22 protein-coding genes are annotated in these 22,785 nt (G+C 34.3%); 11 read left to right on the top strand and 11 right to left on the bottom strand.

What is annotated here, in order from left to right; translation table 11 throughout:
- Positions 1 to 312: 312 nt before the first annotated feature.
- Complete coding sequence (locus tag MKX83_RS09600) at positions 313 to 1,461, top strand: aminotransferase A (protein ID WP_322909196.1); 1,149 nt, start codon at positions 313 to 315, stop codon at positions 1,459 to 1,461.
- Between the two features lie 53 nt (positions 1,462 to 1,514).
- Here the strand turns inward: MKX83_RS09600 and MKX83_RS09595 are convergent, their stop codons facing one another.
- Together MKX83_RS09595 and MKX83_RS09590 are read right to left on the bottom strand one after the other, a co-directional pair.
- A complete protein-coding gene (locus tag MKX83_RS09595) occupies positions 1,515 to 2,390 on the bottom strand; it encodes an NAD(P)-dependent oxidoreductase (RefSeq protein WP_307314695.1) in 876 nt (291 codons plus the stop codon).
- A 73-nt stretch (positions 2,391 to 2,463) separates the two neighbouring features.
- A complete protein-coding gene (locus MKX83_RS09590) occupies positions 2,464 to 2,913 on the bottom strand; it encodes a hypothetical protein (RefSeq protein WP_341055200.1) in 450 nt (149 codons plus the stop codon).
- A 171-nt stretch (positions 2,914 to 3,084) separates the two neighbouring features.
- On the opposite strand from MKX83_RS09590, the gene MKX83_RS09585 reads away from it, so the two are divergent.
- Positions 3,085 to 4,152, top strand: coding sequence for a YeeE/YedE family protein (locus MKX83_RS09585; RefSeq protein ID WP_341055198.1), 1,068 nt, complete (start codon positions 3,085 to 3,087; stop codon positions 4,150 to 4,152).
- A 12-nt stretch (positions 4,153 to 4,164) separates the two neighbouring features.
- Positions 4,165 to 4,389, top strand: a complete 225-nt coding sequence (locus MKX83_RS09580; protein ID WP_095369708.1) for a sulfurtransferase TusA family protein — start codon at positions 4,165 to 4,167, stop codon at positions 4,387 to 4,389.
- A 271-nt stretch (positions 4,390 to 4,660) separates the two neighbouring features.
- Here the strand turns inward: MKX83_RS09580 and ptsP are convergent, their stop codons facing one another.
- From ptsP to MKX83_RS09565, 3 genes are all read right to left on the bottom strand, one after another.
- Positions 4,661 to 6,379: a phosphoenolpyruvate--protein phosphotransferase gene (gene ptsP, locus MKX83_RS09575; RefSeq protein WP_445293160.1), complete on the bottom strand. Its 1,719-nt coding sequence runs from the start codon at positions 6,377 to 6,379 to the stop codon at positions 4,661 to 4,663.
- Complete coding sequence (locus tag MKX83_RS09570) at positions 6,379 to 6,645, bottom strand: phosphocarrier protein HPr (protein ID WP_095369710.1); 267 nt, start codon at positions 6,643 to 6,645, stop codon at positions 6,379 to 6,381. Before MKX83_RS09570 ends, ptsP begins: the two co-directional genes overlap by 1 nt.
- Positions 6,646 to 6,756: 111 nt before the next feature.
- Positions 6,757 to 6,951, bottom strand: a complete 195-nt coding sequence (locus MKX83_RS09565; RefSeq protein ID WP_307314814.1) for a hypothetical protein — start codon at positions 6,949 to 6,951, stop codon at positions 6,757 to 6,759.
- Positions 6,952 to 7,199: 248 nt separating this feature from the next.
- Between MKX83_RS09565 and MKX83_RS09560 the strand changes: the two genes are divergently transcribed.
- From MKX83_RS09560 to MKX83_RS09550, 3 genes are all read left to right on the top strand, one after another.
- On the top strand, positions 7,200 to 7,382 hold the full coding sequence (locus MKX83_RS09560; RefSeq protein WP_095369711.1) for a YkvS family protein: 183 nt from the start codon (positions 7,200 to 7,202) through the stop codon (positions 7,380 to 7,382).
- Between the two features lie 342 nt (positions 7,383 to 7,724).
- Positions 7,725 to 8,336 (top strand): CPBP family intramembrane glutamic endopeptidase, encoded by a 612-nt coding sequence (locus MKX83_RS09555; protein WP_307314702.1) that lies wholly within the window; start codon positions 7,725 to 7,727, stop codon positions 8,334 to 8,336.
- 149 nt (positions 8,337 to 8,485) lie between these two features.
- Positions 8,486 to 9,142: a hypothetical protein gene (locus MKX83_RS09550; protein WP_307314705.1), complete on the top strand. Its 657-nt coding sequence runs from the start codon at positions 8,486 to 8,488 to the stop codon at positions 9,140 to 9,142.
- A 17-nt stretch (positions 9,143 to 9,159) separates the two neighbouring features.
- Here the strand turns inward: MKX83_RS09550 and MKX83_RS09545 are convergent, their stop codons facing one another.
- On the bottom strand, positions 9,160 to 10,203 hold the full coding sequence (locus tag MKX83_RS09545) for a YkvI family membrane protein (protein ID WP_233435265.1): 1,044 nt from the start codon (positions 10,201 to 10,203) through the stop codon (positions 9,160 to 9,162).
- A gap of 185 nt (positions 10,204 to 10,388) precedes the next feature.
- Between MKX83_RS09545 and MKX83_RS09540 the strand changes: the two genes are divergently transcribed.
- Positions 10,389 to 12,530: an ATP-dependent Clp protease ATP-binding subunit gene (locus MKX83_RS09540; RefSeq protein WP_341055195.1), complete on the top strand. Its 2,142-nt coding sequence runs from the start codon at positions 10,389 to 10,391 to the stop codon at positions 12,528 to 12,530.
- 60 nt (positions 12,531 to 12,590) lie between these two features.
- On the opposite strand, the gene MKX83_RS09535 is transcribed toward MKX83_RS09540, so the two are convergent.
- A complete protein-coding gene (locus MKX83_RS09535) occupies positions 12,591 to 14,285 on the bottom strand; it encodes a M3 family oligoendopeptidase (RefSeq protein WP_095369715.1) in 1,695 nt (564 codons plus the stop codon).
- Between the two features lie 254 nt (positions 14,286 to 14,539).
- Positions 14,540 to 14,974, bottom strand: coding sequence for a MarR family winged helix-turn-helix transcriptional regulator (locus MKX83_RS09530; RefSeq protein ID WP_095369716.1), 435 nt, complete (start codon positions 14,972 to 14,974; stop codon positions 14,540 to 14,542).
- Positions 14,975 to 15,114: 140 nt separating this feature from the next.
- On the opposite strand from MKX83_RS09530, the gene MKX83_RS09525 reads away from it, so the two are divergent.
- The 3 genes from MKX83_RS09525 to MKX83_RS09515 all read left to right on the top strand — a co-directional run bounded on the left by MKX83_RS09525 (position 15,115) and on the right by MKX83_RS09515 (position 19,114).
- The gene (locus tag MKX83_RS09525) at positions 15,115 to 16,611 is read left to right on the top strand and encodes an ATP-binding protein (RefSeq protein WP_328197224.1); all 1,497 of its coding nucleotides are present in this window, start codon (positions 15,115 to 15,117) and stop codon (positions 16,609 to 16,611) included.
- A 390-nt stretch (positions 16,612 to 17,001) separates the two neighbouring features.
- The gene (locus MKX83_RS09520) at positions 17,002 to 18,225 is read left to right on the top strand and encodes an MFS transporter (RefSeq protein WP_095369718.1); all 1,224 of its coding nucleotides are present in this window, start codon (positions 17,002 to 17,004) and stop codon (positions 18,223 to 18,225) included.
- 154 nt (positions 18,226 to 18,379) lie between these two features.
- Positions 18,380 to 19,114 carry a ZIP family metal transporter gene (locus tag MKX83_RS09515; RefSeq protein WP_095369719.1) on the top strand — a complete coding sequence of 245 codons (735 nt, stop codon included), beginning with the start codon at positions 18,380 to 18,382 and terminating at the stop codon, positions 19,112 to 19,114.
- Between the two features lie 2 nt (positions 19,115 to 19,116).
- Here the strand turns inward: MKX83_RS09515 and MKX83_RS09510 are convergent, their stop codons facing one another.
- Positions 19,117 to 19,353 carry an aspartyl-phosphate phosphatase Spo0E family protein gene (locus MKX83_RS09510; protein ID WP_095369720.1) on the bottom strand — a complete coding sequence of 79 codons (237 nt, stop codon included), beginning with the start codon at positions 19,351 to 19,353 and terminating at the stop codon, positions 19,117 to 19,119.
- A 253-nt stretch (positions 19,354 to 19,606) separates the two neighbouring features.
- Between MKX83_RS09510 and MKX83_RS09505 the strand changes: the two genes are divergently transcribed.
- Positions 19,607 to 20,398: a carbon-nitrogen family hydrolase gene (locus MKX83_RS09505; RefSeq protein WP_341055189.1), complete on the top strand. Its 792-nt coding sequence runs from the start codon at positions 19,607 to 19,609 to the stop codon at positions 20,396 to 20,398.
- Between the two features lie 153 nt (positions 20,399 to 20,551).
- On the opposite strand, the gene MKX83_RS09500 is transcribed toward MKX83_RS09505, so the two are convergent.
- Both MKX83_RS09500 and MKX83_RS09495 read right to left on the bottom strand, forming a co-directional pair.
- On the bottom strand, positions 20,552 to 21,133 hold the full coding sequence (locus tag MKX83_RS09500) for a DUF2087 domain-containing protein (protein ID WP_328197220.1): 582 nt from the start codon (positions 21,131 to 21,133) through the stop codon (positions 20,552 to 20,554).
- 122 nt (positions 21,134 to 21,255) lie between these two features.
- The gene (locus MKX83_RS09495) at positions 21,256 to 22,707 is read right to left on the bottom strand and encodes a PAS domain-containing sensor histidine kinase (RefSeq protein WP_307314716.1); all 1,452 of its coding nucleotides are present in this window, start codon (positions 22,705 to 22,707) and stop codon (positions 21,256 to 21,258) included.
- Between the last annotated feature and the right edge of the window lie 78 nt (positions 22,708 to 22,785).

The following is a 22,785-nucleotide window of genomic DNA, read 5'->3' as shown; positions in this document are numbered from 1 at the left end:
ATTTGCAAATTAAAATTAGGTAATTTTTTCTTTCATCATACCATTTTTTAGAATTTATTTTATCTCTTTTTTCTAAAACCTTATTTATTAGCAGTTAAGAAATTGTAAATAAAGCTACATAAGAAAAAGGTTTATCCTATAGGAAAACTTTTGTACAATAAAGAGATAAAACCATGTATTCGGAAAAGAATCAATGTAGAAAGACAACAAAATCAATTAAAATAAATCTTTTTTCGCAAATGGTTTGTATAACTACACTACATATAAATATGTTTGAACCGTTCTCATTATTTTTAATTTGAGGTGAATCCATTGGAACATTTAGTTAATCCAAAAGTTAAATCCATTGAAATTTCGGGTATTAGAAAATTCTTTAATATGGTCTCAGATACAAAAGATATGATTTCTTTGACTATCGGACAACCTGATTTTTCCACACCCACACATGTAAAAGAAGCAGCTAAATTAGCGATTGATGAAGATTATACATCGTATACACATAATGCGGGCGATTTGAAATTAAGAGCAGCAGCAACTAATTTTGTTAAAGAAAAATATCAGTTAGATTATGATGAATCAACTGAAGTGATTGTTACTTCAGGAGCTAGTGAAGCAATAGATATTACTTTAAGAACAATATTAGATGAAAATTGTGAGGTTATTCTTCCTGGCCCGGTTTATCCCGGCTATGAGCCTATTATTCGCCTCTGCGGGGCAACACCCGTCTATGCAGATATAACAAAAAATCAATTCAAAATGACAGCAAGCGTCATACTTCCTCTTATCAATGAAAACACAAGAGCAATTATTTTACCTTACCCATCAAATCCAACTGGTGTCAGTTTATCTAAAGGTGAAATCGAAGAGATTGCGCATCTAATAAGAGGAAAAGATATTTTTATTGTTGCAGATGAAATTTATAGTGAGTTAAGCTTTGATTCGCAACATTTCTCCATTGGCTCAATATTAAAAGAGCAAACCATTGTCATTAACGGCTTATCAAAATCACATGCCATGACTGGATGGCGAATCGGGTTATTATTTGCTCCAGAGAAAATAGCTAAGCATATCTTAAAAGTTCATCAATATAATGTGACTTGCGCCTCATCTATCTCGCAAATGGCTGCGCTACAAGCATTAACAAAAGGGATAGATGATGCTCTCCCCATGAAGGAAGAATATAAGAAAAGACGGGATTATGTTTTTCAGCGCCTAAAAGCGATGAATCTTGAGGTGGTTAAACCGAACGGAGCGTTTTACTTTTTTGTAAAAATTCCATCGAAACAAATATCCTCATTCGATTTTTGTTTACAATTAGTGAAGCAATCAGGTGTCGCTGTCGTGCCTGGCAGTGCTTTCTCCTCTTACGGGGAAGGTTATTTTAGATTATCTTTTGCCTATTCAATGACTACATTGGAAGAGGGTTTAAATCGATTAGCTTCTTTTCTTGAAAAACAATAAAAAAGCTTTGTCGGCCCACTTCCTGCCGACAAAGCTTTTCTTTTTATAAAAAACTATCTTTCCCAATATTTATATAATGCCTGTGTTCCACTATCCCCTTCTCCTTCAGCAGCTAATTTTTCATACATTTCTCGCGCTAACCTTAGGCCAGGTGTTTCCATTCCCATTTTTTCCGCTTCATCTAAGGCAATTGTCATATCTTTAATAAAGTGTTTTATATAAAAACCTGGAGAGAAATCACCAGAAATCATTCGTGGGACAAGATTAGAAAGTGACCAGCTCCCAGCTGCCCCACTAGTGATACTTTTTAATACGTTCTCACTATTTAATCCTGCTTTTTCTGCATAAATAATCGCCTCACAAACACCGATCATATTCGAGGCTATTGCTATTTGATTGGCCATTTTTGTATGTTGTCCAGCTCCAGCAACTCCTTGATAGACAATGTTTTCGCCCATATATTTTAGAATTGGTAAAATTGCCTGATAGGCAGTAGCTTCACCACCCACCATAATAGACAATTTTCCACTTTTAGCACCTATATCTCCACCTGAAACAGGCGCATCAATTGCATAAATCTCTTTTTGTTTTGCCCTTTCAGCAATTTCTTTCGCAAGAGTAGGCGTTGACGTTGTCATATCGATTAAATAAGTATGTGGATTTGCATTTTCAATTAATCCTTCTTCACCTAGATAGATTGATTTCACATCATCAGGATAGCCAACCATAGTAATAACAATGTTTGCTTGCTTGGCTAATTCTTTAGGTGAATGAATCCAACTAGCCCCTTGAGATATTAATTGAGCTGCTTTTTCTTTTGTACGTGAATAGACCAGGACTGTATAGCCTGCTTTAATCAAATGGAGAGCCATACTCTTCCCCATCACTCCTGTACCAATAAAACCAATCTTCGTCTCTTCTTTATTCATTCTCTCTCTCCTTCAAAATAAATATATTGATTATTCTATCATTTATATTTACTATTTGAAAGATAACGGTTTATCAAAGTTGTGAAGAAAAATGAGTTAAATAACCCTTCGCCACACTATGCTCATTATTGATTATTTCGATAGAAACTGCTTGATTCTCAATCATATTTTCAATGTCAAAAACATGTAAATCTTTTTGTAGTGGTATGGGTTCCATATAGATGAAGAAATCTTTATTCCCTTCAGGTTCAATCACTTCTACCGCTTGCCCGTTTTCATTACCATAAAAGATTTCATCTGCCCCTAAAGCTAAGGCTAGTTCTTTATTATGAATATTGACTTTAATGACATAAGCTTCTTCTTCTAATAACACTTTATCATTTAACTGAAATCTAAATTGTAATTCATTTGTTTTCGTCAATAAAGCATCTGCGTGATGATTAATAATTGATTGCTGATCATTACTCGTACATCCACTAAGAAAAAAGAGAAAGCATACGATAAATATTCGACGACTCAACATTTTCTACTCCCCTTCCAGATACGATTAATCCAGTTATTGTCAAACTTAACAACAATTATTCATACATCTATTTTCATTTATTTAAAAAACCCTTGACAATATTTCTGTCTATCCTTTATCATCATAATTCGTAAAGGCTTATAAGTTTACTCGGAATTAGAGGGGATAAATATGATACAAATGTTAATAACTGGATTGATTTGCGGTGCGTTATTAGGCTTTGTTATGCAACGTGGGCGCTTCTGTTTAACAGGGGGCTTCCGTGATATGTTCATCGCAAAAGATAATCGAATGTTTTATGCCTTACTCATTGCTATTTGCGTGCAAAGTATTGGCGTGTTTACTCTTATTCAATTAGGAATCATCGATTTCACTGCTGGTAATTTCGCTTGGTTAGGAGTTATCTTTGGTTCTTTTGTATTTGGTATCGGCATCGTATTAGCAGGTGGTTGTGCGACTGGTACATGGTATCGAGCGGGAGAAGGTTTACTAGGTAGCTGGATTGCTCTGTTCGCTTATATGGTAATGGCTGCGGTTATGAAAACAGGCGTACTCGCACCTTTAAATACAGAAATAAGTTCAATTACTTTACCGGAAAACTCAATTGCTGCTACATTTGGTATAAGCAACTGGATTTTCATTATCGCTTTATTACTTATAACTGGCGGTCTTGTTTATCGAGAGCTTAGAAAGCCAAAAATTGCGATACCATCTTTAAAACCTAAACGTACTGGACTTAGCCATTTATTGTTTGAAAAAAGATGGCATCCATTTGTCACTGCAATTCTTGTTGGGCTAATCGCTCTCCTTGCATGGCCACTAAGCGCTGCTACAGGTAGAATGTTTGGTTTAGGCATTACAACACCATCTGCTAACATTCTACAATATTTAGTGATTGGTGATGCTGCATTTATTAACTGGGGAGTGTTTCTTGTATTAGGAATCTTCATAGGATCATTTATCGCAGCCAAAGTCAGCAAAGAATTTCGTTTTAGAATGCCTGATAAAAAAACAGGTATAAATAGTTTTATTGGTGGATTATTGATGGGGTTTGGAGCTAGCCTTGCCGGTGGCTGTTCAATAGGCAATGGACTAGTAATGACTTCAATGATGACATGGCAAGGATGGATCGGTCTCTTATTTATTATTTTAGGTACTTGGACCGCTGCCTACTTTGTCTATGTTAGACCACAGAAAAGACGTGCTTCTCAAAGTACGACATCACAACAAGCTGTATAGGGGGAAACAAACATGCAAAAAACATTAGAAGTAATGGGTCAAGTTTGTCCATTTCCATTAGTGGAAGCAAAGTCTGCAATTGAATCGATCCAATCAGGAGATGAACTAATTATTCAATTTGATTGTACACAAGCAACTGAAAGTCTTCCACGCTGGGCTGCAGAAGCTGGTCACCAAGTAACCAACTATGAACAACTTGGAGATGCAGCTTGGACAATCACAATTCAAAAGAAATAAATCAATAAAATCGTTGTAACTAATAAGTTTTTAGCAAAATTATTGAACCGAACAATACCTTTGTTCGGTTTTTTTATCTACCATATACTCTTATTGAACGAGATAAAAAATATCCTCACATAATTACCCTAATACACCATATTTAGAACAAAAGAAAAGCTAGCCAATCGGCTAGCTAATAAGGGGAAAATGAGAATGATTTAGCTGACTTAAGGTTTTCTTAAGTGCATATTTAAGAATTACCCGCATCAGTCAGAACCTAAACCATTTTTTATAACTTTTTATAGAAAAAATTCTCTAGTGCCGATTCAATTTCAACAGCATTCGGCAAATTAAGGAGAATATCTATTTTTTTCTCAATCTCTGCCTTATTTAACTTACGTATATGCGCTCTGGTCTTAATAATGGCTGCTGAGTGAACAGAGAACTCATCTAAGCCCATTCCCACTAATAATGGTATTGCGACCTCATTGCCCGCCATATCACCGCAAATACTGACGGATTTCCCTTCTTTATGGGCAGCATCAATGACATTTTTGATGAGTCGTAAAATAGCAGGGTGGTAAGGTTGATATAAATACGAAACCTGCTCATTAGATCGATCGGCAGCCAATGTATACTGAATGAGATCATTTGTACCAATACTGATAAAGTCAACTTCCTTTGCAAATGCCTCAATCATTAGTGCCGTAGCTGGAATTTCGACCATCATACCAAGTTCTATATGACCAATCTCTACCCCTTCTTCTATCAGTTTCTCACATTCTTCTTTGAACATAAGCTTGCCTTGTCTAAACTCTTCAATTACAGCAACCATAGGAAACATAATCTTTAATGTTCCAAACGCACTTGCCCTTATTAATGCGCGTAACTGTGTCCGTAGAATTGATTGTTCACCTAAACAGAAGCGTATTCCTCGTAGGCCTAAAAAAGGGTTCATTTCTTTTGATAATTTTAGATATGGCAGTTCTTTATCGCCACCGATATCAATAGTTCGAACAACTACCGGTTTGCCATCCATAGACTCTAGAACCGATTTATAAACGTGAAATTGTTCTTCCTCAGTCGGTAATTGCTTTTTTTCCATAAAAAGAAACTCGGTTCTAAATAAGCCGATTCCTTCTCCCCCATGCTCGATAACCCCTTTTGCTTCCTCCATACTACCGATATTTCCAACAATAGAGAAATATTGCTCATCGAGTGAAATCGTTCTTTCTTTTGCTAACCAAGATAGTTCGGACAAATCTCTTAAAGTCTGTTCCTGTTTCTTTTCATATTCTTCAATCAATTCAGGCGTCGGGTTAATATGAACGATACCAGTATACCCATCAACGACAAGTACATCACCATTCTCGATATCACCTAAGGCCGTTTTTGTACCCACAACAGAGGGAATATTAAGTGATTGGGCAATGAAGGCAGCGTGAGAGGTTTTACCTCCCACATTTGTCACTGCCCCTTTCACTTTGCTAGGATTCAAAAGTGCTGCGTCTGATGGTGTTAAATCCTCGGATACAATAATTACATTTTCCGTCACCATGGCTGGGTCAAAAACAGGTATCCCTAAAAGATGTGCCTGCAATCGATTGGCAACATCTTTAATGTCTGCTGCTCTTTCTTTTAAATACTCGTTCTCAGTTTGTAATAATAAATGAATATAGTGATCGGTTATTTCTTTCACAGCAAATTCTGCATTATACTGTTTCTTCATTATCCGATCTATCACTGGTTCAATTAATTCCGGATCCCTCAAAACAAGAAGATGTGCATCAAAAATTGTAGCATTTTCAATTCCTGCCTCGGTACTCGCATGCTCTTTAATTTGCTTTAGTTCATCAACGGTTTTTTCGAGTGCTTCATAAAAAAGGTTAACTTCTCTCGTACTGTTTTCGACCTTTTTACACTCGATCTTCACATCAATTGGCTCAAAGCGAAAAGCTTTTGCAATAGCGATTCCTTCTGATGCAGGTATCCCTTGTAAGAAAGCCATTATTCCGCAAGACCTTCTTCTTTAAGCATTGTAGCAAGTTGTTCAATAGCTGCCTCTTCATCGTTACCATCAACGATAATAGTAATTTCCGCACCTTTGCCAGCTGCTAATGCCATTACACCCATAATCGATTTTAGATTTACTTTTCTCTCTTTATACTCTAATTGAATATCTGAAGTAAATCTGCTCGCTGTTTGCACCAATTGTGTGGCTGGTCTAGCATGAATTCCTGTTGGTGAAGTTACAATAAATTTTTTCTCTATCATTTTCATCGATCTCCTTTTTCATCACTCTTATATGTAATATAGATATCCATTAGAATAACATATTTTTTAGGATTCTTTTACTATATCACATGTATAAAAAACAAACCTTTTTTAACTTCTAGGTTCAGTTAAATATTGATAAATAACATCCCCACCTCTTTGTGCAATTCCTCTAATGTATTTAAAATCTTCCCTTTTTACAATGACGGAGCGAAAAGTTAAAAAATCTTCTTTTTTCACATAGTACTCTTCAATCTCTTTGTTCTTTAATTTGTTTATGATTTCATCTATTGATGATGCATCCATATTATTCACCTCTGCTTCCTTCTATTTTATAAAAAAAATGCGCTCTTTTAAAGAGAATCAAATAGATTTAGGTTATATCTATAAATCAACGTAAGAACTATGGATGACAGCAAAGGTGGAAAATGTAGACGCGTCACACAAAAGGGTTTGTATTTTTCGTATTATTAGTGTAAATTCCTTTACGAATAAACAGTTTTAGTGCAAAATGGTTATTAACAAAAAATTTGGAAAGAAAAGGGGCAATTTATGTGAAAAAAGCTGAAGTTGGAAACATTATTGAATTTAGAGATGGCTTAAGAGGCATTGTCGAAAAAGTAAATGAGAACTCCGTCATCGTTGACTTGAGCTATATGGAAAACTACAGAGATTTAGAATTAGAACACAGGACAGTAGTAAATCATAAAAACTATAAAATTGTCCAAGAAAATTAATATAAATCCGAGAAATAACTATAAAATAATCGACATTTCATTAAAAAGAAAAGTCCGAACAAAGTGAATTCCTTCATAAGAATTCAGATTTGTTTGGATTTTTTTGTTTCTGCTACTCCTACATCAATGAAAGTTGCGATGCTAACATCTAGTTCCTTCAGACAGAATATATAGTTATCACCCATACCATCTCTCTACTCCAGTTCTACCTATATACTCAACCTTTTCTTTCTCTTTGACATATATTCGTCATAAATATAATCCTCAAATGAGATAATCATATTTTTTTTACTGCTTTTTTGATAGAATAATGATTGGCTTGCATGAAAGGGGTTATATGAAATGCGTAAGAATTCACCTGACATTCGCTTAATTGTCGGGATCGTCCTTGCACATGTACTAATGTATTTCACATTTGAGGACAAATCAATCTTCTGGTATATCTTTAGTGCCACCATGTTATTTCTTATTAGTTTTGCCATTATAAGTATAGAACTAGATCATCAAGAAACCTTTACCCAAAACTTATTATGGGGTACTTTATCAGGGGTTTTTCTATATGGCATTTTTTGGTTAGGTTATACAGGATTAAGTTTTATTGGCCTCTCGATCACAGAACCTGTTGCAAAGCTCTATAGTTATTATGGAGCTAAGAATATATGGCAGTATTTGTTATTAATAGTTCTTTTCGCTCCAGGTGAAGAAATTTTCTGGCGTGGATTTGTACAAAAGAGGGTAATGAACTATACCAATGGTTTTCTTGCTGTTGGCATCTCTTCTATTCTTTTTGCTTCTGTACAGTTTTATTCAGGCTCATGGGCTCTGGTACTGGCAGCATTAATAGCAGGATTATATTGGGGAACCATTTACCTTTGGAAAAGAAGCATTGTTTTACTTATCACTTCACATATTATATTTTCCTTGCTCCTTTTTGTATTCTTTCCTCTAGTATAACCAGAAAGATTTTGTAAAATAGTCGTAAGCATATATTTACTATTTCTTAGCTATTAGCTCCATCCAAAATTATTAGAGGAAAATTGTAACAAGTACGCAGCATTTCTCGTCTAATGCTTTGATCACGTAACTTAGGGAGGAAATTTGTTTTGAAGAACTTTTTAAAATTGTTAACTGTTCCCTTAGCTATCTTTCTATTAGCAGCATGCGGAACAACAGAAACAGACAATGGCAATGGTGAAAATAATAATAGTAATCCACCAAATGAAGAAGTAGATGAAGATGAAGATCAAAATCAAAATGAAAACAAAGAAGATAGCCAAAAAAGTGAAAATGAAATTCGCGTGATGGAGGAAAATTTATCATATGAAATAGACGGTGAAACAAAAGAAGAAACTGCTTTTCTTAAAGAAAGTGACAATCAAGCGTTTTCTTTACATGTTTTACCTGATTTCACCTTAACTGCAGAGGAACCAAATAAAGATATCCTTCATTTAAATGATCAATCTGAGGTGTTTATGCGAATTGAGGTACTTCCTGAAGAAGTAGACATGAAACAACTTGAGGAGAATACAATGATCCAACTTCAATCTGTTAACGAAGAAGTAGAGCATCCTTCTCTTCCTCAAGATGACTTTTTCAAAGATGCTGTTATGATGGAAGCTTCATCTGAAACCGATACAGTAACGGCATTTATTATCCACAATGATTCAGCCCAAGTAAAGCTGACTTTATTTAATAAGAATGAAGATACTAACTATAAAGATGCTTTTATAGAAATGGCAAAAACGATTCATACAAATTAATAAAAAAAGAGACTGTCCTAGCTGTCAGTCTCTTTTTTCATCCATAATAAGATGATAAATGTTAAACTAATATAACCAAATAAAGGATATAAATAGGAAAGCAGTTCTCCATATTCAATGAATGAACCGAAATAGCAGATGGTAAAAATCCCAATCACTGTTACAACCGTAGGAATATTAAAATATTGCCGAATTTGCCTTTCCACTCCAAAAACGTTTCCAATTACTGAAGTAAATATTTCACCATAAATAACAAATACGAATATCCAATATATTGAAGACGCAAGTGACTTCATAATAGCTGCCATAGGGATTTCATAACTTTCTAAATTAGGAATATTCACCAATGACAAATGACTAGAAACTAAAATCATTGTTAGTGCAATCCCACCAAAATATCCTCCCCATTTAATCGTATGTATATCTTTAATATCCGAAGCAACTGGAACTAACACAGCTTGCGCTAACATTAAATTAAATGCGGCATACGTAAATGGAGATACAACTGATTTCCAACCATCCTCAGCAAAAGGAATATATAAAATATTTTCTAAAAAGAAAGGCTGTTGAATAGAGAAAAACAATAAGATGAAACTAAAACTGATCATCATAGGAACGACAACAACGTTTACGGCAAATAATCCTTTTATACCTACAAGCATTGTTATAATTGATAAAGCAATTGTAAATACCACACCAATTGATTTAGATAACCCTAGTTGTTCTTCAAACACAGCACCTGCACCTGAAAGCATAACAGCACAGACACCTAATAACATGATGAGCATTAATCCATTGATAATTAAACCAAAATGCTTTCCAAACAAATGTGTATTTAACTCTTGAAAAGATCTTGCATTTATTTTTGCAGCAATGATCATTAGTTTTGATCCTAAAAACACAAATATATATCCACTCATTAAAATCCCAATTAAACCAATAAAACCAAATCTCGAAAAGAATTCGACGATTTCCCTCCCAGTTGCAAACCCTGCGCCAACAACAGTCCCTACATAAACTGCTGCGATTTGAAAGGAAGCTCCCCAATTAATTTTCGTCAAGTCGATCTCCTCCTTCTCCACAATATATGTAAAGAAGGACAAACAAAGACGAGCTTTTTCTTACGGAATACCTTTTTTCTAATTTTAATAAAAAAGATAATCAAAATACTTGAAAGTCAAATAAGGTCAAAGTATACTGTATTCATAAGGTCAAAGTTAGTCAAAGTCAAAAGGAGGAAACTTTAATGAAATGTCAAGCATGCAAACAAAATGAAGCGAATGTCAATATGAGATATGCGATTAATGGTAAGGAGACAACCATTCGTCTTTGTCAAAGCTGTTACGAGAATGAAAAACAATCTCTTCCTGCCTTTGGTCCGACGATGAATGGTTTCTCAGGTTTTATACCATTCGATGATCTTTTTAAACAATTGACAAATGAGCAAAATGCTCATCATCAAAGTCAACAACCGAATGAACCATCTCAAAGAAAACAAAGTGGTAGTGGTGGATTCATTGATCAATTCGCTAAAAACTTAACGCAAATGGCTAGAGCGGGTCTCATTGATCCCGTGATTGGTCGAGATAAAGAAATAGCACGAGTAATTGAAATACTAAATAGACGAAGTAAAAACAATCCAGTATTAATCGGTGAACCCGGTGTGGGGAAAACAGCTATCGCTGAGGGGTTTGCACTAAAAATAGCTAATAGTGATGTACCAAAGAAATTACTCAATAAAGAAGTTTACTTGTTAGATGTGGCCTCCCTTGTTTCGAATACAGGTATTAGAGGTCAATTTGAAGAAAGAATGAAACAACTAATAAATGAAGTACAAACACGAAAAAACATAATCCTTTTTATTGATGAAATCCATTTATTAGTTGGTGCGGGTTCAGCTGAAGGATCAATGGATGCTAGCAATATTTTAAAACCTGCACTAGCACGTGGTGAGATGCAATTAATTGGGGCAACTACTCTTTCTGAATATAGAAAAATAGAAAAAGATGCAGCATTAGAAAGACGATTCCAACCAGTTCACGTCAAAGAACCAAGTTTAGAGGAAGCAAGACATATCCTCAAAGGATTAAAAGACAATTATGAAAGCTTCCATGATGTTATTTATACAGAGGAAGCCATCACAGCTTGTGTAGAACTATCGTCAAGATATATTCAAGACCGCTTCTTACCAGATAAAGCAATTGACCTTATGGATGAAGCTGGCTCAAAATTAAACCTAACATTAGGTGTTTCATCTGATGAGGATATTGAATTGCGTTTAAAAGAAATAGCAAAGCAAAAAGAACAGTTGCTTAAAGAAGAAAGGTATGAAGAAGCAGCTCAATTAAGAGATAAAGAAACAGAATTGGAGAAAACTCTTGGTTCAAACACAAGAGAAAGAGCGAAAGTAGAAGTCGAACATATCCAAAAAATCATTGAAGATAAAACCGGTATACCAATCGGAAAATTAATGACTGATGAACAATCTAAGATGAAACATTTACAAGAAAATCTAAACCGTAAAGTTATTGGCCAAGAAGTAGCAGTCGAAAAAGTAGCAAAAGCTATTAGAAGAAGTCGTGCAGGTCTTAAATCTAAACATCGACCTATCGGATCGTTTTTATTTGTCGGACCAACAGGTGTTGGTAAAACAGAATTAACGAAAACATTATCTGAAGAATTATTCGGTACAAAAGAATCTATGATAAGACTTGATATGAGTGAATATATGGAAAAACATAGTGTAGCGAAAATTATTGGTTCTCCTCCAGGATATGTTGGTCATGAAGAAGCAGGACAATTAACAGAGAAAGTACGTAGAAATCCGTATAGCATTATCCTATTAGATGAGATTGAAAAAGCACATCCCGATGTGCAGCACCTTTTTCTACAAATACTTGAAGATGGTCGCTTAACAGATAGTCAAGGTAGGACTGTACACTTTAACGAAACCGTTATTATTATGACAAGTAACGCCGGTGTTCAAACAAAAGAAGTCCAAGTCGGCTTTGCAACGGATAACAACGCTTGGAATGAAGCAAGTATACTCGACTCATTAGGACAATTCTTTAAACCTGAATTTCTAAACAGAGTTGACAATATTGTTGAATTTAAATCATTAACCAAAGAGCATCTTCTTATTATCACTGATTTACTATTAGAAGAATTGAATTTAATCTTAGCACAATCTAATATACACCTAAGTGTGACAGATGAGGTAAAAGCAAAATTGGCACAATTAGGTTATCACCCTGCATTCGGTGCCCGCCCTCTCAGAAGGGTCATTCAGGAACAATTAGAAGATAAGATTGCAGACAAAATTATTGATGAGGAAGAACAAAGCGAATTAACCGCAGTTTTAAAAGAAGATATGATTGTCATTCGATAAAAGGATAATTTCATCAAAAAAGGAGAGGTTTGTTGCCTCTCCTTTTTTTCACATCATTCTTTAAAGTTTTTTATCATCGACTTGATTCAGCCACTTCTCAATTGATCCAACAACGGATTCTACACAACCATCTTCAAAAGGAGAAATCAGATTTGCTTCAGATACTAATCCTGTAAATGATTGGCTACCGCCAAGTTTACATAAATGAAGATAATCATTCCAAGCTTCTTCATGGTTCTCTTGTGATTTTTGCCAAAATTGAAAGGCACAAATTTGCGCTAACGTGTAATCTATATAATAAAATGGCGAGCTATAAATATGGCCCTGTCTTTGCCAATAACCGCCTCTTTCTAGATACTCGTTGTCTTCATAATCTTTATAAGGCATATACTTTTTCTCAATCTTTCTCCATGCTGCTTTTCTTTCCGCTGGAGTAGCTTGATAGTTTTCATAAACCCAATGCTGAAATTCATCAACAGCTACGCCATAAGGCAAGAAAATTAGGGCACTGCTTAAATGGGCAAAGCGATATTTGTCTCCATCTTCTTTAAAAAACGTATCCATCCATGGCCAAGTGAAAAACTCCATACTCATTGAATGTATCTCTGCCGCTTCATGTGTTGGCCATATATATTCAGGAATCTCAAAACCTTTGCTTGCGTAAACTTGAAAAGCGTGACCTGCTTCATGTGTTAAAACATCAATATCCCCTGATGTCCCATTAAAATTAGAGAAGATAAATGGTGCTTGGTAATCCTCAATAAATGTACAATAGCCTCCACTTTCTTTCCCCTTCTTCGCGAGTAAGTCCATTAATTCATTATCAATCATGAAATCAAAAAATTCGCCTGTCTCTGGTGAAAGTTCTTGATACATCGTTTGCCCTTTATTAATAATCCAATCGGAAGAGCCTTTAGGCATTGGATTGCCAGAAAGAAAATTAAACGGTTCATCAAAATACTTTAATGAATCCACGTCAATTCTTACGCGCTGTCTTTCTTTTAATTTAGCGACCATCGGGACAATAAACTCTTCCACTTGTTTTCTAAACTTTGCAACCATATTGGCATCATATCCAATTCTAAGCATTCGATAATACCCTAGTTCAACAAAGTTTTCATACCCTAATTGATGAGCAATCTCTGTTCTTATTTTAACTAAGTCATCATAGATTTGGTCTAGTTTATGTTCGTTATCCGCCAAAAATTGGAACTTAGCCGCACTCGCTTCTTTCCTTAGTTGGCGGTCTTTCGATTCTATGTATGGATCTAGCTGCGCTAATGTTAATTCTTTGCCATCAAAATTTATTTTTGCGGAAGCGATCAACTTATTATAATCACTTGTCAGTTTATTTTCCTTTTGTAGTAATGGTACAATTACCGGCTTGAAAGTTTTCAATTCACTATCTGCTAAAGCAAATAACTGTTTGCCCCATTTGTTTTCGAGCTCTTCGCGAAACTTAGATTGCACTAGTGCTTCGTAAAATTGTGTACTAAGTCCTTCTATCTCTGGGCCTATCTCATCTGTATAATCTTGTTCTTGTTGATAAAATTCATCATTCGTATCAATCGAATGCCTGATCATAACCAAATTTAACATCGTATACAATTTATTTCGTATACGATTAATCTTTTTCATCGCTTCTATTTGTTCCTCAGCTGTTTTTGCTTGTTTAAATGCCAGTAGTGCAGCATCAAATTGAACTTTTGCTTTGTCCATTTGCGGCCTTTTGTATTCATATTCAGGAAATTTCATTCCCTACACCTCCAAGTAATAATCGCTAATTTGTATGTTTTTCATGAAGAAAAAAATTTTAAGCAAGTTAACTCTTTCTATAATAGATTATAAAATCCTGCATATTTATTATTAAATTATGCTCAGGACTTAAGTAGCGGCCAACAATGATTAAATTTAATTAGAAATTTTCAATTTTCTTTTAACATAGAATTACTTCACTAAAGTTCAAAACTCTATAATAAAAGAAAAAAACGATTCTGTATGAACCGTTTTTATCGATTACTAATAGATAACCCGAGTTTTTTTATTAATTTTATAGCTGTCTCTTTTTCTTCTGCATCTAATTCACTCATTAATTCATGAATATACTCTTCGTGGCCTGGAAATACGTCTTCAATAAACGCCTTACCATCTTCCGATATTTCAGCATAAGTCACTCTTCGATCATTCGGGCATGCAACTCTTCGCAAATACCCTTTACTTTCTAATTTGTCAACTACATACGTAATACTTCCACTAGCAAGCAAAATTTTACCACCTATTTGCTGTAAAGGTTGATTACCTTTATGATATAGTAATTCTAGTACAGCAAATTCAGTTGGATTTAATCCATAGGTTTGAATTTTACGATTAACAATTTCATTAATCGCTCTATTCGCTCTTGAAAGCACAATATATAGTTTGAGTGATTGGCTAGATTCTGTCATGTCTCCAATCCTCCTAAAAATAATTTAAAATAGAGATTATTGAATTCAAACTAATTATAAGTAACGAACAGCATACTGTCAATTTCTATATTTTTACTAAAAATACTCATGGATCCGATTTTATGGAGAAGAAAAAGAAAATGAAAAGAAAGAATAATTTTTTCCTATATGTAATTATAGTTATTATGCCGTCTATTCTAGGAATGCTTACTATTTATCATTATGTAACAGACCGTGATGAAACAGAAAGATTAAATGACGCAAAGTGGATTGCAACCATTCATCAAAAAAACTGGGATCAATTCATCTCTGAAACAGTTACCACATTAGATATTTTAGCATTATCAATTGACGCTCAAAATGATATGGAAACTGTTCGAGAAGTAGTAAGAAGCACACAATTAACTGACATGAGATATGGCAGCATGTTTCTCCTTGACGCAACAGGTACCTTCGAAACAGGAACATCAGAATTATTAAAGGATCATGACTTTAATAATGATCCGTATATCCAAGAAATTATGCGCACGAATGATTTAATTATATCCGAAGAAGTGGAAACATTAACACCTGAACAACAGGTCATCGGGATTGCAAACCCTATTCTCGATGTTAATTTCCAACTAGAAAGAATTGTAGGTGCACATTTAAGAGTAGATTACATGCAAAATATTATGAGGATGCTTACTCCTGATGCTTCCATCTCCATTACGAACTCTAGTGGTAAGCAAATAATGAATATGAATGGTGGTATAGGTAAGAATGATCAAGTTTATACTTTACCAATTGATCGTCTGCCTTGGAATATTGAAGTGAGTGTTTCAGATGTCGCTAGCGGTAATTTACTTAAGCGTACAGCAATCTTCTTCTTTCCCCTTTTTATATTACTTCATATTTTCTTTTTCTTTATAAAATATTTCATGTTAAAAAAACATGCCAAAAATGCTGAGAAAGAAAATGAAATACAGAAACTAGAGCTAGTGGGAAATTTAGCTGCAAGTACAGCCCATGAAATCAGGAATCCACTTACTGGTGTGAAAGGTTTGATCCAATTATTATCAGAGAAACATAAACAAGAAGAAGATCAGTATTATTTCTCTATTATAAATAATGAAATCAGTCGTATCAATGAAATCGTTAGTGAGTTTCTTATTCTTGGGAAACCGACAATTGAAAAGAAAGAACATATTTATGTACAAGACATTATACGTGAACTAGAACCACTTATTAAATCTGAAGCCAACTTAGCCAATATCCACTATGAAGATTCTTTACCAGAAGAACCCGTAGGAATATATTGCAACAAAGATCAAATGAAGCAAGTGTTTTTAAATATCGCCAAAAATGCTCTTGAGTCAATGAGTAGTAATGGATATTTGTCTATATCTCTCACAACAAGCGCTCATCATTGTTATCTCACCATTAAGGATACTGGAGTAGGTATACCAAAGAAAGAGATGGACAGAATCTTTGAACCTTTTTACACTTCTAAAGATTATGGTACAGGTCTTGGACTTGTTGTATGCAAAAGGATTGTCGAAGCAAATAAGGGAGAAATCACAATCGAAAGTAGTGCTTCTAACGGTACAGTTGTGACGATCATTTTACCGCTAGATTCTCATTCATTTGATTCATAAACATATCAATCATAAGGGAAGCCTTATAAAAGATTTGCTTCCCTTATAAGATGGATATGTTTCCTTCTGCTGGAAAGGCTAATAAAAAAGGAATTAACCTATATTTTTTCCATTTCCTACTTTTTGTTTTTTATATGATAGCTAAATGTCATAGGATTCGACTAAGTTCTAACATACGTAGTCTTTCAAGCAATAAGAAATAAAAAAGGATGAAAAATAGTTGTAATTTCACATACAACTAATGTTTGAGGATAGAAGTACAAATGGTAACTGAAAAGGATGTCTTTTAGAATATTTCAATTTTTTTAAAGAAAGACTTGATTTTTGTTCATTTAACTCCAATAATTATTTCGTATATTGAATTATTATTACATAAAAGGAGTCCTTCCAATGAGCCAAGCTATTTCTCTTAAAGCCCTTCCTAAACAAGGAAATACTAGCTATCGTATTTTATTTATTATTGGGCTTTGTCATTTGCTAAATGACGCCATTCAGGCGATAATCCCCGCAATGTTCCCTATTTTAGAAAGATCAATGGGACTAAGTTTCACCCAATTAGGGATGATTGCATTTGCATTAAATATTGTTTCGTCTGTTCTTCAACCTGTTATTGGCAACATGACAGACAAAAAACCAATGCCTTTTGCCTTACCCATTGGGTTAACCATTACTTTATTCGGTATCATTGGATTGGCTTTTGCGCCTAAGTATGAATGGATTATCATTTCCGTCATATTTATAGGATTAGGATCTGCTATTTTTCATCCTGAGGGCTCAAGAGTTGCTTACATGGCCGCTGGTCCAAGAAGAGGATTAGCCCAATCCATTTATCAAGTTGGTGGAAATAGCGGTCAATCGCTAGCCCCATTAATTACCGCCTTGGTACTCGTTCCTTTTGGACAAAAAGGAGCTTTATGGTTTACTATTGCCGCTTTTTTAGCTGTTTGTTTTCTCGCCTATATTGCCATTTGGTATGCTAAAAATCTAAGATTGCAAGCAGCTAATAAAAAGGCAAAGAAAAAGGTAGCTGCACATAAACCACTTACTAAATCAGTAAAAATAGCATTAGCTATTGTGCTCATTCTTATTTTTGCCCGATCTTGGTATGTTTCTGGGATGACAAACTTTTATGCCTTTTACGCAATTGAGAATTATGAATTCTCTATCAGCGGCGCACAAACAATGCTATTTGTATTTTTATTAGCTGGTGCTATTGGTACCTTCTTCGGAGGACCTTTAGCAGATAAATTTGGACGTAAGACAGTTATATTTTTATCATTGGCCCTATCTTGTCCATTTTCCATACTCATTCCATTTGTGCCAGCTAGTATTGCGTTTGTATTTTTGGCACTTACAGGCTTTATACTGATGCTTAGCTTTTCTGTAACAGTTGTCTATGCACAAGAATTAGTACCTGGTAAAATCGGTATGATGTCTGGCTTAACAGTTGGATTTGCATTTGGAATGGGTGCAATTGGATCGATTGCATTAGGTTATTTAAGTGACTGGGTTGGTATAAACCAGACGATGATGTTCACTGGGTTACTTCCTTTAATCGGGTTCCTCACCCTATCATTACCATCAGATCAAAAAATTGCTGAATGGAATGAATGATTAATGAATGTTAGTTACTATTCATAATTGACATTAAAGAAGAGGTCACATTTTTTATATGACCTCTTTCCTTAATTATGCATATACTAGGCTAAATGATTACTGCATCTTATTGATAAAAATCAGGGATGATTCTAAAGAGGTGATTTATAAAATGACAGAAGTGCTATATGGAACAATCCTTTCAGCTATGTCTACAGGACTTGGTGCATTGATTATTTTGTTTATTGGCCAATCGATGACACATAAATGGCGTGATATATTACTCGCATTTACTGCAGGTATTATGATGGCTGCTTCAACAATGAGTCTTATTCCAGAGGCATTAAATGCAGGAGGGTTTTTACCATTAGTCGTAGGAATTTTTCTAGGGGTTTTAACTTTAACATTGCTAGAAAAAAACATTCCACATATTGACATCGCTCATAACAAAAAAGGGATTGAATTTGATGAAAAAGCGATGTTAATTGTTGCTGCTATTACACTTCATAACATTCCAGAAGGACTTTCTGTTGGTGTTAGTTATGCGTCCGAAAACGGAGGAGACACTGGTAATTTAATTGCATTTGCCATTGGTTTGCAAAATGCACCTGAAGGATTCTTAGTTGCTTTATTTTTGGTCAACCAAAAAATTAGTAGACTTAAAGCATTTATTGTTGCCACTTTAACAGGTACAATTGAAATTTTCACAGGCTTATTAGGATTTTATTTAACCTCTTATGTTGCTTCACTTGTCCCTTATGGGCTCTCATTTGCCGCAGGAGCCATGCTATTTATTATTTATAAGGAATTAATCCCAGAGAGCCATGGAGATGGTCATGAAAGAACATCTACCTATTCTTTTATCATTGGTTTACTTTTCATGATCTTATTAATTGACCTTTTTTAATTTCATACAGCTTTTGTTTTTATATTTACATGGTATTGTTTAATATTTAACTTAAATTCTCGGGTCCTACGGGGCTCGGAGTTTATTTTTGCCTTCTGATATTCATATATAAGCATGTCTAGTTCCTGACTATGCTGGATAGTTAATTTGTCATTAATACCTACTTTCCACGCACATTTCATCATAATTTCTCTTTTCATTTGAATCTTGTCCAATAATTCCCTTTGATTTAACTTCAACTTTTCTCCTCCTAAATTTGTCCTGCTTTCGATTATTTTTTGTCTACTTGAGAAATTATTACAAGAATTTTTATAAAAGTAAATAGATTCGCAAAATAAGACAATCTTTTTTTATATCAACATGATTCGACGCTTTCTGAGAATAGTTTGCATTACTTTTCGACAAGTACTTAAAATCATTAACAGTAGTAAACTTTTTAAAAATCGTATATATTTAAAGTATAAATAAGATTGAAATAAGGGAGTTTTAACGATGAAATTACATATTGCTTGTATACAGATGGATATACAATTTGGCCATCCTGAAGAAAACTATAAGCATGTAGAAATAAAAGTAAAGGAAGCTTGTGAAGTTCAACCATATCCAGATATTATTGTCCTACCAGAAATGTGGACAACTGGATATGATCTAGAAAATTTGTCGTCCACTGCTGATGTTAAAGGTGAAAAAACAATTGAATTCTTAAAAAACTTAGCAAAAAAATATCAAGTCCATATCGTAGGCGGATCAGTTGCTACTAAGCGTGATAAGGAATACTTTAATACGATGATTTCAGTTGATAAAAACGGAGAATTGCTACAAGAATATCATAAAATGCACTTATTTAAATTAATGGATGAACATAAATTTTTATCTGCGGGAGAAGAAAAAGGCAGCTTTAATATTAATGGTGAGAAAGTAGCCGGTATGATTTGTTACGATATTCGTTTCCCGGAATGGTTTCGAGCACATACATTAAACGGGACCAAAGCTATTTTTGTTGTGGCAGAATGGCCAAAACCAAGAGTCGATCATTGGCAAACATTATTAAGGGCAAGAGCGATTGAAAACCAATGTTATGTGATTGCTTGTAACCGTGTAGGGCAGGATCCTAATAATAGATTCGCTGGACATTCGATGATCATTGATCCTTGGGGGGAAGTTCTCAAAAGTGGTACCGAAGAAGAGGAAATTGTCACAGCAACGATTGATCTTTCGGAGGTTGATCGTGTCAGGAAAACCATCCCTGTTTTCGATGATCGCAAACCTGAATTTTATACATGATTAGCTAAAATCAAATACGAGCAAATACTGTTATATATCTGTCAGCATTTGCTCGTCTATTTAGAGCCAAATTAGATTCGCAGCTTCTTTATAATGAATGCCAACCAGCACTCACAGCAGTGGATTTTGCCGTCTACAGTAGGCCAACTACTACTATTCTATTTTCGCCCACATTTCTGGAGGATTTACTTCATAGATCCCATTCTCACGATACATATATTGATTCGTAATAAATTCCCTTCTAATCGTGGCAAAGTCATCATGAAAATTTTTAATATATTCATTTATCTCTTTCTCTTCATATTTCACACCTTTTTTCAACCCTTTTACCATATGTTCAAAAATGATAAGCTTTTTCTTTCTTTGAGCAGGAATAGATTTTAATTTTCCATCAGTTTGAATAAAAGCTTCTAGTACTTTCTTTCTATATGCGTTGTCTTGCTCCATTTCTTCTAACTCCTCCTTTTGGCTAATGATTTTCTCTAATGTAACAGCTTGATGAAGAATAATCTTTTCGTTTAAATAATAATAGACCGTATTTTTTTCTCTTCTTGTATAAACTAAATTAATATCTCTTAATTTATGAAGGTGATGTGTAATCGTTGGTGGTGTTAATCCTAACTTTCCTGCTATTGCTTGTCCGTGTAATGGCCCTTTTGATAACAAATAAACAATTCTTATTCTCGTTGGATCGCCCATGGTTTTATGAAAAGCAACAATGCGGTTTAATTGCATAATCCTTCACTCCTTTTCTTAACAACAGTTATGAATAAATCCATTTTAACATATATCTAATTAGATATATATCTAATTTTGAAACATAAATTACATTCTTCCTACCTATATTTTAAAAAAAATTAATTACTCATAGGAAGAATAATATGAAAAGTTGTTCCTACTCCCTCACTACTTTCCACTTGTACTGCCCCATTATGTTCATCAACAATCTTATATGAAACCATTAATCCAAGACCATTTCCCCTTTCTTTTGTAGTATAAAATGGCTGTCCTAGCTTTTCTAACTTATCCTGTGGTATTCCTCCACCTTCATCCTGAATTGAAATTCTTACAGTTTGATCCTCAAGACGTTTAATGGTAATTGTGATATATCCACCATCCGGCATTACTTCAATTGCATTCTTTATAATATTTATAAAAACTTTTTTTAGTTGGTTTCCTTCGCACATCATTTTTGGTAAACCATATTCATAATAAGTACGGAATTGGATATTATTCAGTAGGGCCTGAGCATTTAATAACTTAACCGTTTCGCGCATAATGTTAATTATGTCATTCTCCATATATCTCACGGCCTGTGGTTTTGCTAAAAAAAGAAATTCATTAATAATAGAATCGATTCTTGCGAGTTCCGTTGAAATAATATTAAAATACATATCATGATCAGATTCTTTTTTTAATGAGTTCTCAAGCAATTGTATAAATCCTTTTACTGCAGTCATTGGATTGCGCACCTCATGAGCAATACCTGCAGCAAGTTGTCCTAATACATTCAGTGTATCAGACTTTCTTAATCTTTCTTCCATTTCGACTTTATCCGTTATATCCTTAAATGTAGAAATTGTAAACTCTGAAAACAAATTATAGTTGACTAAATACTCAAATAATTTATTTTCATTTCCCTTACCTTGTAGTTGTATCCTTCCTTCATAAGAACCGTTCATTGTTATTTGTGTGATGATCTCTCTCATTTCATCTAAATTCCCAGAAAATCTAGCCATCATATGTTTTAACGACTTTCCGATTAATTCTTCACGACTTGCCCCTAATATTTTCTCTCCAGAAGGGTTAACGTCTTGTACCACTCCCTCGTTATCCCATAAAATGATACCTTCAAGTGTACCCTCGAATACTCTTCTAAACTTCAATTCACTCTTTCTTAACTCTTGTTCCATTTGGTTTCGCTCACTCACATTACGAAAAATACCCATATGAAAACCAGTGTAAGATTGTAATTTCATTGTAAATTCTAAAATCTTAGATTGTCCGTTAGGCATAAAGAATAGAATTTCATCTCTTATTGCCCCTCTTTTATATAATACATTTAGGATTTCCTTGTACTTTTTATCTTTATCGACAACAAAATCTTCAATCTTACATTTTGTAATTTCATTATATGAAGTTTCAAATATTCGACACGCTGATTCATTCGCATGTACAATATTACCACCATCCTCCCATAGGATGATTCCATCTATGGCTTCCATAAAGAGCTCTGAATAGATTCCTTCATCATTTGAGAGCTTTTCTAACAACTTTTGTCTTTCAAAAGAACTATTCGATGTTGGCAAACTACCTTACCCCCTAAAACAAATTATTCTACCACGAGGTTATTCTACAAAAATCGCCATAATCCTTTTTATTCATAA

The organism is Cytobacillus sp. FSL M8-0252 (assembly GCF_038007345.1).
Classification (GTDB): Bacteria; Bacillota; Bacilli; order Bacillales; family Cytobacillaceae; genus Cytobacillus; species Cytobacillus kochii.
Note: the sequence above shows the minus strand (reverse complement) of the source record. Positions and strands in the feature narration are given on the sequence as shown.

Coding starts and splice junctions, on each gene's coding strand:
- ptsP (WP_445293160.1), bottom strand. CDS start 6,379: ATGGCTTTCTTACAAGGGATACCTGCATCAGAAGGAATCGCTATTGCA.
- MKX83_RS09590 (WP_341055200.1), bottom strand. CDS start 2,913: ATGTTGAGTCGTCGAATATTTATCGTATGCTTTCTCTTTTTTCTTAGT.
- MKX83_RS09505 (WP_341055189.1), top strand. CDS start 19,607: ATGAAATTACATATTGCTTGTATACAGATGGATATACAATTTGGCCAT.
- MKX83_RS09515 (WP_095369719.1), top strand. CDS start 18,380: ATGACAGAAGTGCTATATGGAACAATCCTTTCAGCTATGTCTACAGGA.
- MKX83_RS09555 (WP_307314702.1), top strand. CDS start 7,725: ATGCGTAAGAATTCACCTGACATTCGCTTAATTGTCGGGATCGTCCTT.
- MKX83_RS09585 (WP_341055198.1), top strand. CDS start 3,085: ATGATACAAATGTTAATAACTGGATTGATTTGCGGTGCGTTATTAGGC.
- MKX83_RS09595 (WP_307314695.1), bottom strand. CDS start 2,390: ATGAATAAAGAAGAGACGAAGATTGGTTTTATTGGTACAGGAGTGATG.
- MKX83_RS09535 (WP_095369715.1), bottom strand. CDS start 14,285: ATGAAATTTCCTGAATATGAATACAAAAGGCCGCAAATGGACAAAGCA.
- MKX83_RS09565 (WP_307314814.1), bottom strand. CDS start 6,951: ATGGATGCATCATCAATAGATGAAATCATAAACAAATTAAAGAACAAA.
- MKX83_RS09540 (WP_341055195.1), top strand. CDS start 10,389: ATGAAATGTCAAGCATGCAAACAAAATGAAGCGAATGTCAATATGAGA.
- MKX83_RS09580 (WP_095369708.1), top strand. CDS start 4,165: ATGCAAAAAACATTAGAAGTAATGGGTCAAGTTTGTCCATTTCCATTA.
- MKX83_RS09525 (WP_328197224.1), top strand. CDS start 15,115: ATGAAAAGAAAGAATAATTTTTTCCTATATGTAATTATAGTTATTATG.
- MKX83_RS09530 (WP_095369716.1), bottom strand. CDS start 14,974: ATGACAGAATCTAGCCAATCACTCAAACTATATATTGTGCTTTCAAGA.
- MKX83_RS09500 (WP_328197220.1), bottom strand. CDS start 21,133: ATGCAATTAAACCGCATTGTTGCTTTTCATAAAACCATGGGCGATCCA.
- MKX83_RS09570 (WP_095369710.1), bottom strand. CDS start 6,645: ATGATAGAGAAAAAATTTATTGTAACTTCACCAACAGGAATTCATGCT.
- MKX83_RS09520 (WP_095369718.1), top strand. CDS start 17,002: ATGAGCCAAGCTATTTCTCTTAAAGCCCTTCCTAAACAAGGAAATACT.